This window comes from Streptomyces sp. NPDC041068 (assembly GCF_040647455.1).
Taxonomy (GTDB): Bacteria; Actinomycetota; Actinomycetes; order Streptomycetales; family Streptomycetaceae; genus Streptomyces.
In genome coordinates, this window is record NZ_JBEZCG010000001.1 from 769,779 (window position 1) to 779,247 (window position 9,469).

Below are 9,469 nucleotides of genomic sequence, written 5' to 3' on the forward strand. Positions count from 1 at the left end.
AGGACGCCGCCGACGACCCAGAGGAGTTCCCGCCCCATGTCCCCCGAAGACCTCGCCCCTTCGCGCAAGTCGCAACTCTCCCCGCGCAAGCGGGCGCTGCTGGAGAAGCTGAGCGGCGCGGCCCGCCTGTCGGGGACCACCGGCATTCCGCGCCGGCCGGCCGGGGAGCGACCGCCGCTCTCCTACGCCCAGCGCAGGCTCTGGTTCCTCGACCAGATGGTGCCCGACAGCCCCGCCTACAACGTCCCGATGAGCTTCAGGCTCCGCGGGCCGCTGCGCCGCGAGGTCCTGGAGCGCGCCGCCGAGGAAGTGGTGCGCCGGCACGAGTCGCTGCGCACCCGGCTGCCCAGCGAGAACGGCGAGCCGTGGCAGGAGATCCTGGACGACGTCCGGGTGCCCGTCGACCTGGTCGACGTCACCGACGACCCCGCCCGGCTCGACGCCCTGATCTTCGACGAGGGGCGCAGGCCTTTCGACCTGGCCACGGGGCCGCTGCTGCGGATCACCCTGTACCGCCTCGCACCCGAGCTGCACGTGGTGCTGCTCAACGCCCACCACGTCGTGGTCGACGGCTGGTCGCTCGGCCTGTTCTGGCAGGAACTCTTCACCCTGTACGAGGCGTTCGCGGCCGGCAGGCCATCGCCGCTCGCCGACCTGCGCGTACAGTACGCGGACTTCGCCGTATGGCAGCGCGAGCACCTCTCCGGCGAGCGCCTGGACACCCAGCTCGACTACTGGCGCGGTCAGTTGGGCGACGGGACGGAGAACCTGGAACTGCCCCTGGACCGGCCGCGGCCGCCCGTCCAGACCTTCGAGGGCGGCGACCTCAGGGACGTCTATCCCGACTCCCTGCGGGACGGCCTTCAGGCGCTGTGCCGCCGCGAGGGCGTCAGTCTCTTCGTCGTCCTCCTCGGCGCGCTCAACGTACTGCTGCACCGCTACACCGGGCAGAGCGGCATCCCGGTCGGCTCACCGGTCACCAACCGGACCCACGTCGACATCGAGCCGCTCATCGGCATGTTCGTCAACACCCTCGTCTACAAGACGGACATGTCCGGTGACCCGGACTTCCGCGAGGTCCTTCGCCGGGTGCAGGAGGTCGTCAACGGCGCCCAGCAGCACCAGGAGGTGCCCTTCGAGGTCCTCGTGGACGCGCTGCAGCCCGAGCGGTACCTGTCGCAGAACCCGCTGTTCCAGGTCTGCTTCAACTTCCTGCCCGCACGCGAGCTCAAGCCCGGCGACGAACTGGTCATCGAGGCGATCGAGGGCGTACGCATCGACACGTCCAAGTTCGACCTGTGGATCAGCGTCGTCGACTGCGCCGACGAACTCCTCGTCGAGGTGGAGTACAACCGCGACGTCTTCGAACCGGGCACCGTACGCCGCCTCATGGACGCCTTCCGCGTCGTGGTCGAGGCCGCGGCCGCCCGGCCGGAGCTCGCCGTCTCACGCCTCCCGGTGCTCCCCGAGGCCGAGCGTCACCGGATCGTCGAGGAGTGGAACGACACCGCCACGGACTTCGACGGCGCGGACCGCTGCCTGCACGACCTGATCGCCGACCAGGCGCGGCGCACCCCGCACGCCCCCGCACTCGTCTTCGACGGCGAGAGCGTCGACTACGCCGAACTGGACCGCCGCGCCGACCGGCTCGCCCACTGGCTGCGTCGGCGCGGCGCGGGCCCCGAGCGCTTCGTCGCGGTCTGCGCGGAACGCTCCGTCGAACTGGTCGTCGCCCTGCTCGGCGTACTCAAGTCCGGCGCCGCCTACGTCCCCGTCGACCCGGACCATCCGGCGCGCCGCCGCGCCTTCGTGCTCGCCGACGCGGCCCCGGACATCGTCCTCACCCAGGAGCACCTGGTGGCCGACCTGCCGCCGACCGACGCGGAGGTGGTCGCCCTCGACACGCGCTGGGCGGAGATCGCCGAGGAGCCCGAAGGACCGCTCGCGCACGGAGCGGGCCCGGACACCCTCGCGTACATGATCTACACCTCCGGATCCACCGGGCAGCCCAAGGGCGTCCTCAACACCCACCGCGGCATCGTCAACCGGCTGCTGTGGATGCAGGACCGCTACCGCCTGGACGGCACCGACCGGGTCCTGCAGAAGACGCCGTTCAGCTTCGACGTCTCCGTCTGGGAGTTCTTCTGGCCGCTGCTGACCGGCGCCACGCTGGTCGTCGCGGGACCCGACGAGCACAAGGACCCGGCGCGGCTCGCCGAGGTGATCCGCGAGGAGCGGATCACCACCGCCCACTTCGTGCCGTCGATGCTGCAGGTCTTCCTCGCCCAGGACGGCCTCGCCGCGCACTGCGCGGACCTGCGGCGCGTCGTGTGCAGCGGCGAGGCCCTGCCGTTCGCCCTCCAGGAGCGGTTCTTCGCGCGGCTGCCGGAGACCGAACTGCACAACCTCTACGGCCCGACCGAGGCGGCCGTCGACGTCACCGCCTGGCAGTGCGTGCCCGGTGACGAACGCGGCATCGTCCCCATCGGCCGCCCCATCGCCAACACCCGCGTCCTGATCCTCGACGAGGGGCTCCACCCGGTGCCCGTCGGCGTCGTCGGCGAACTGCACATCGGCGGCGTCCAGGTGGCCCGCGGCTACCACAACCGGCCCGACCTCACCGAGGAGCGGTTCGTCCCCGACCCGTTCGGCGCCGTGGGCGATCGGCTCTACAAGACGGGCGATCTGGCCAGGCTGCTGCCCGACGGCGCGGTCGAGTACCGCGGCCGTGCCGACTTCCAGGTCAAGGTCCGCGGCATCCGTATCGAGCCCGGCGAGGTGGAGGCCGCGCTGACCCAGCACCCCGACGTCCTGGAGGCGGCCGTCGTCACCCGCGACGACCCGCGCGACCCCGACCACAAGCAGCTCGTGGCCTACGTCGTGCCCGGCACCGGCGCTGGACCCGCCGCGGCAGCCGTCGACGAGGACCCGATGAGCGGGCAGGTCGACCAGTGGGCGGAGGTGTTCGACCAGGCCTACGCCCAGGACACCGACCCCCGCGAGGCGGACTTCAACATCATCAGCTGGAACAGCAGCTACACCGGCGAACCGCTGCCCGCAGAGGAGATGAAGGAGTGGGTCGACGGCACCGTCGCCCGCATCCTCGCCCTCGAGCCCCGGCGGGTCCTGGAGATCGGCTGCGGCACCGGCCTGCTGCTCGCCCGCATCGCCCCGCACTGCGAGAGCTACCACGGCACCGACATCTCCGCCGCCGCTCTGGACTTCGTCCGTACGCGGCTGATCGACGCGCGCCCCGAACTCGCCGGCGTCACCCTGTCGCGCGGCGCCGCCGACGAGGTCGCGGGTGCGGGCGTCGGCGCGGGCGCGGGCGAGGAGCCCTACGACGTGGTGATCCTCAACTCCGTCGTGCAGTACTTCCCCGACGCCGCCTATCTGCGCACCGTCCTCGACCGGGCCCTGGACCGCGTGAGTGACGGCGGAGCCGTCTTCGTCGGCGACGTGCGCAACCTCGCCCTGCTCGACACCTTCCACGCCGACGTCGAACTGAGCCGCGCGACGGCCAAGCTCCCCGTCGCGCGTCTGCGCGGCCGGATCGCCCGTCAGACGCGCCAGGAGCAGGAACTCCTCGTCCACCCCGCGTTCTTCACCACGCTGCGCGCGCGGCGGCCCGCGCTCACCGGCGTCGACGTACAGCTGCGGCGGGGCAGCCACGACAACGAGATGACCCGCTACCGCTACGACGCCGTCCTCCACGTCGGCGCACCCGCAGCGGACCGCGACAGCGACCTCGTCACGCTCGACTGGCCGGACAGCGGAGGCATCGACGCGGTGCGCCGCCGTCTCGCCGACGAGCGGCCCGAGGCACTCGCGGTGCTCGGCGTGCCCAACGCCCGCCTGGCCGACATCAACGACAAGCGGGACCGGCTCGGCGACCGGGACGGCGAGGAGATCGTGGGCGAACTCGTCCGCGACACCGCACCCGACCCCACCGCCCACGTCGACCCGGAGCAGTGGTGGCGGCTCGGCGAGGACACCGGACGCACCGTCACCGTCAGCTGGATGCCGGACGCGACCGACGGCAGCTACGCCGTCCTGCTCAGCCGCACCGGCACGCACCGCCTCGACCTGGCGCACACCCCGCCCCGGGGGACGGGCGGCGCGGCGGACCTGACGAACGACCCCGCGTTCAACCGCGCGGGCGCCGAACTGGTGCGAGCGCTGCACCGCTTCCTCAAGGACCGCGTGCCGGACTACATGATCCCGTCCGCGTTCCTGCCGCTGCGCTCCCTGCCGGTCGGCGTCAACGGCAAGCTCGACAGGGACGCGCTGCCGCCGGTGCTCGACCAGGGCGTCGTCGACGGTGCGCCCGCCGAGCCCACGACACCCACCGAGCGCGTCATCGCCGAGCTGTGGGCGGAGGTGCTCGGCCTGGACGACGTGGGCGTGCACACCAACTTCTTCGAGCTCGGCGGCGACTCGATCCACACCATCCACGTCGTCGCCAAGGCCCGGCAGCGCGACCTGGAGTTCGCGCCGCAGCTGATCTTCCGGTACAGCACGGTCGCCGCGCTGGCCGCCGCCCTGGACGAGCAAGCCGCCGCGTCGGCCGGGACCACCGCGCCCGAACCGGCCGCGGCCACCGGCGAGGACGCCGACGCCGCACTGCGGAAGCTGTCCGGGGCACCGGGCGTCGTGGACGTCTATCCACTCTCCCCGTTCCAGCGATGGGCCCTCGGGGAATGGCGCGAGCACCCGGAGCCCGGCCTCTTCCTCGTGCACCGCATGCAGCTGCTGCGCGTCTCCGCGTTCAGCGAGGACGTCTTCGTCGACTGCTTCCGCCGACTGATCGCCGAACACCCGCTGCTGCGCACCACCTTCGCCTGGGACGGCCTCGCCGAGCCCGTGCAGGTGGTGCACGAGGAGGCCGCCCCCGAGGCGACGTTCGCCGACTGGCGCGGACTGCCCGGAGCCGAGCAGGACACGCACCTGGAGACGTATCTCGCCGCGGACCGGGAACGCGGCGTCGACCTCGCCACCGCATCCGGCCTGCGCTACCTGGTCGCCCTCCTCGACGCGGACACCGCGCTGGTCGTGGTGAGCCTCAACTACTTCTGCCTGGACGGCTGGAGCTTCGAGATCGTCACCGACCGGCTCGAGGAACTCCTGGACGCGGCGGCCACCGGTCGCACCCCGAGCCCCGCCCTCGACCGCCTGCCGTTCAAGGAGTTCGTCGAAGGCGTACGAGCCCTGCCGGACGCGCCCGCCGAGAAGTACTGGCGGCGTGCCCTCGCGGGCCTCACCCGGCCCACCGCCCTGTCCGACGGGCTGCGCAGGCAGCTGCCCGCGAGCCCCGCAGAGGACGGCTGCGCCCGCCAGATCATCACCCTCGACCGGGACACCACCCTCGGCCTGCGACGCCTCTCGCAGCGCGGCCACCTCCCGCTCAACGCCCTGTTCCAGGGCGCCTGGGCACTGGTGAACGCCGCGTACACCGCCTCCGACGACGTGGTGCACGGCGTGCTCCTCGCCGGGCGGTCCTCGCCCGTCGCCGACCCCGAGGCGCTCTCCACCATGGTCGGCCCCGCCTTCAACATCCTGCCGCTGCGCACCCGCCTGGACCGCGACCGCGACGCGGGGGAGTTCCTCGAGGACGTCTTCGGCGCCCTCGTCGAGATGGGCAGCCACGAGACGACGCCCCTGGACGCCGTGCTCGGCTGGAGCGAACTGCCCGACGGCGCGCTGCCCTGCGAGAGTTACATCGTCTTCCAGAACGTCGGCGTGGACACCATGGAGCGCTCCGGCACCGCGTTCTTCGTCTCCAAGATGGGCTTCCCGCTGCGCCTCGACGTGTTCCCGACCAACGTCGTCACCGTGCACCTGTCCTACCACCGGGACCAGGTCACCGACGCCGGTGCGACCCGGCTCCTGCTCGGCCTGCAGTCCGTCCTGGAGTCCCTGCTCGACGGCCTCGACCAGCAGGTCGGTGCCCTCGCCGACGCGGCCCTCGCCGAGCGGCCGCTCCCGCCCGGCCTCGGGGTCTTCCACGAGGGCGAGTTCCGCGTCGAGGACATACGCGCACAGCAGGGCGGTGAACGCGCTTGAGCCGGCCCGTCGTCTTCCAGTTCTCCGGCCAGGGCTCGCAGTACAGCCGGATGGGCTGGTCCCTGTACCAGGCGGAACCCGTGTTCCGCGACACCCTCGACCGGCTCGATGCGGCGGTGGCCGCCGAGCTCGGCGAATCGGTGCTCGCGACGCTGTACGCACCCGGCCGCGGCCCGGCCGAACCCTTCGACGACATCCGGCTCACCCACCCGGCGATCGTCATGGTCGAACTCGCCCTCGCCGACACCCTCGCCCACCACGGCATCGAGCCCGACCTGCTGCTCGGCGCGAGCCTCGGCGAGTTCACCGCGGCCGTCCTCGCGGGCGTCATCGGTGCCGAGGAGTGCCTGCGGCTCCTGGTCCGCCAGGCCGCGGGGCTGCGCGACGCGCCGCGCGGCGGCATGCTCGCCGTACTCGACGACGTGACGCTCCACCAGGACGTACCGCTGCTGCGCGAACGCACCGAGGTCGCCGCCCGCAACTACCCCGGCCACTTCGTGCTCTCGGGCTCCCACGACGACCTGGTCGCGGCCGAGGAACTGCTGCGGGCCCGCAAGGTGGTGTGCCATCGCGTCCCGGTCGCCTACGCCTTCCACTCGCGGCACATGGACGCGGTCGAGCCGCTGCTCAGGGAGGTCATGGCGCAGACCGAGCCGAAGGCGCCGCGGATCCCCGTCGTGTCCTGCGCCACCGCGGGCGAGGTCGACCGGATCACGGCCGACCACCTGTGGCGGGCGACGAGGCAGCCCATCGAGTACGCCGACACGCTGGCCGCACTCGAACGGCGCGGTCCCTTCCAGTACCTGGACCTCGGGCCCTCCGGCACCCTGCACAACTTCGTGCGGAACGGCCTGCCCGCGGGCTCGCGTTCACGGTCGCTGCGGCTGCTGAGCCCGCTGGGCGACGACACCCGGTCGCTTGCCGCGGTGCGCGACGCGGTGGCCCCGCGCGCGCGGCGGGCCTCCCACTCCGCTCTCCCCGAGCCCAAGGACGGCGTCATGAAGGTGTACGGATTCCCGGGCCAGGGCAGCCAGGCCAAGGGAATGGGCAAGGACCTCTTCGACGAGTTCCCCGAGGAGACCGCGCTCGCGGACTCCGTGCTCGGGTACTCGATCCGCGAGCTGTGCGTCGAGGACCCCAGGCGCGAGCTCAAGTTCACCCGGTTCACGCAGCCCGCGCTCTACACCGTCAGCGCCCTGACCTGGCTGCGCACCCGGCGCGAGAACCCGGAGCCGCCCGACTTCCTCGTCGGCCACAGCCTCGGCGAGTACGTCGCGCTGTTCGCCGCGGGTGCCTTCGACTTCGAGACCGGGCTGCGGCTCGTCGCGCGCCGGGGCGAGCTGATGAGCCGCGCCGACGGCGGCAGGATGGCGGCCGTCCTCGGCCGCGACCTCGCCACCGTGGAACAGGCGCTGGCCGAGCACGGTCTGACGGGCCTGGACATCGCGAACCACAACGCGCCCACCCAGTTCGTCCTCGCCGGACCCACCGACCAGATCGATCGCGGCAAGCCGGTGTTCGAAGCGCTCGGCGCGCACTACGTGACGCTGAACGTCAGCGCCCCCTTCCACTCGCGCTATCTGCGGGACACGGCCGAGGAGTTCCGCCGCTTCCTCGACGGCTTCACGCTGCGGGACCCGGCGATCCCCGTGATCGCCAACGCGCACGCGAGGCCTTACGGCCCCGGCGAGGCGAAGGAGCTCCTCGCCCGCCAGATCGCCTCGCCGGTGCGGTGGACGGAGACCGTCCGCTATCTCATGGGCCGGGGCGACTTCGAGTTCCAGGAGCTCGGCCCCGGCGCGGTGCTGCGGAAGCTGGTCACGAAGATCAGGGCGGAGGCGGAGCCGCTGAGGGCGGAGGCGGCCGAACCCTTGCGGGAGAGCGAGCCCGTCGCCGCGGCGGAGCCGGTGGCTGCTTTCCGGGAGCCTGTCGCCGGGCCGGTGGCTGTTGTCCGGGAGCCTGTCGTCGCGCCGGTGGCTGTTGTCCTGGAACCCGTTGTCGAGCCGGTGGCTTCCGTGGCGTCTGCCGCCGAGTCGGTGGCTGCCCGGGAGTCCGCCGCCGAGCCCGTGGCTCGCCAGGAACCTGTCGTCGGGCCCGTGGCCGCGCGGGAGCCCGTCACCGCCACCGGCCCCGCCGCCCTCGGCGCCGCCACCTTCCGCGAGCGCTACGGCCTCCGATACGCCTACCTCGCGGGATCCATGTACGGCGGGGTGTCGGGCCCTGACCTGCTCGTGCGCCTCGCCAAGGCCGGTGGCATGGGCTTCCTCGGGACGGGCGGGCTGTCCCTGCCCGAGGTGGAGGCGGGCCTCGATGCCGTCCGCGGGGAGCTCGGCGCCGACGGCACCTACGGCGCGAACCTCCTCCACCAGCACGCCGACCCGCAGCGCGAGTCCGCGCTCGTCGACCTCCTCCTGCGCAAGGGCGTACGCACCGTGGAGGCCTCCGGCTTCCTGCGGATCACCCCCGCCCTCGTCAAGTACCGGCTCGGTGGCGGCAGGATCCTCGCCAAGGTGTCCGGCACGGACATGGCGGCCGCGTTCCTCGCACCCGCCCCGCGCCGCGTCGTCCAGAGTCTGATCGAATCGGGGCAGGTCACCGAGCGCGACGCCGCGCGGTACGCGGAACTGCCGCTGGCCGACGACCTGTGCGTCGAGGTCGGTTCAGGCTGGTACGACGCCGTCGGCAGCCTCGCCACGCTGCTGCCCGCCGTGATCCGGATGCGCGACGCGGCGCCCGGCGCGGGCCCCCGGGTGCACGTCGGCGCGGCCGGCGGCATCGGCACCCCGGAGGCCGCGGCCGCCGCGTTCCTGCTCGGCGCGGACTTCCTCGTCACCGGGTCCATCAACCAGTGCACCCCCGAGGCGGACACCAGCACCGCCGTCAAGGACCTGCTCCAGGAACTCGACGTCCACGACGTGGCCCTCGCGCCCGCCGCCGAGATGTTCGAACTGGGCGTACGCGCACAGGTCGTCAAGCGCGGCGTGTTCCTGCCCGCGCGCGCGGGAAAGCTGCACGAGCTGTGGCGCCGCCACGACTCCCTGGACGCGCTCGACGCGGCGACCCGACGACAGATCGAGGAGAAGTTCCTGCGCGGTCCCCTGCCCGAGGCGAACGCCACCGCGGGCGGCGACCCCAAGCGGGGCATGGCCGACGCCTTCCGGACCTACCTCGACCGCGGCTTCCGGCTCGCGCTGCGCGGTGAACCGGGCAGGACCGTCGACTACTTGATCTACTGCGGGCCCGCCATGGGCGCCTTCAACTCCTGGGTACGCGGCACCGTCCTGGAGTCCTGGCAGTCGCGCCACGTCGACGCGATCGCCGAGCAGCTGATGTCCGAGACGGCCGTACTGCTGCGCGAGCGCGCGGCCAGGTTCGCCGCACTGTGAGCCGAGCGGCAAGGGAAGAG

At 72.6% G+C, this 9,469-nt stretch carries 2 protein-coding genes; both read left to right on the top strand.

The window, feature by feature from the left end; all coding sequences use genetic code 11:
- Nucleotides 1–36: 36 nt before the first annotated feature.
- Nucleotides 37–6,063 carry an amino acid adenylation domain-containing protein gene (locus AB0B50_RS03010; RefSeq protein ID WP_362324539.1) on the top strand — a complete coding sequence of 2,009 codons (6,027 nt, stop codon included), beginning with the start codon at nucleotides 37–39 and terminating at the stop codon, nucleotides 6,061–6,063.
- Nucleotides 6,060–9,449: an ACP S-malonyltransferase gene (gene fabD / locus AB0B50_RS03015; protein ID WP_362324542.1), complete on the top strand. Its 3,390-nt coding sequence runs from the start codon at nucleotides 6,060–6,062 to the stop codon at nucleotides 9,447–9,449. The genes AB0B50_RS03010 and fabD overlap by 4 nt, the downstream gene beginning before the upstream one ends.
- Nucleotides 9,450–9,469 lie beyond the last annotated feature (20 nt).

Excerpts from the sequence above, each read along its gene's own strand:
- AB0B50_RS03010 (WP_362324539.1), top strand. The coding sequence starts at position 37 with ATGTCCCCCGAAGACCTCGCCCCTTCGCGCAAGTCGCAACTCTCCCCG.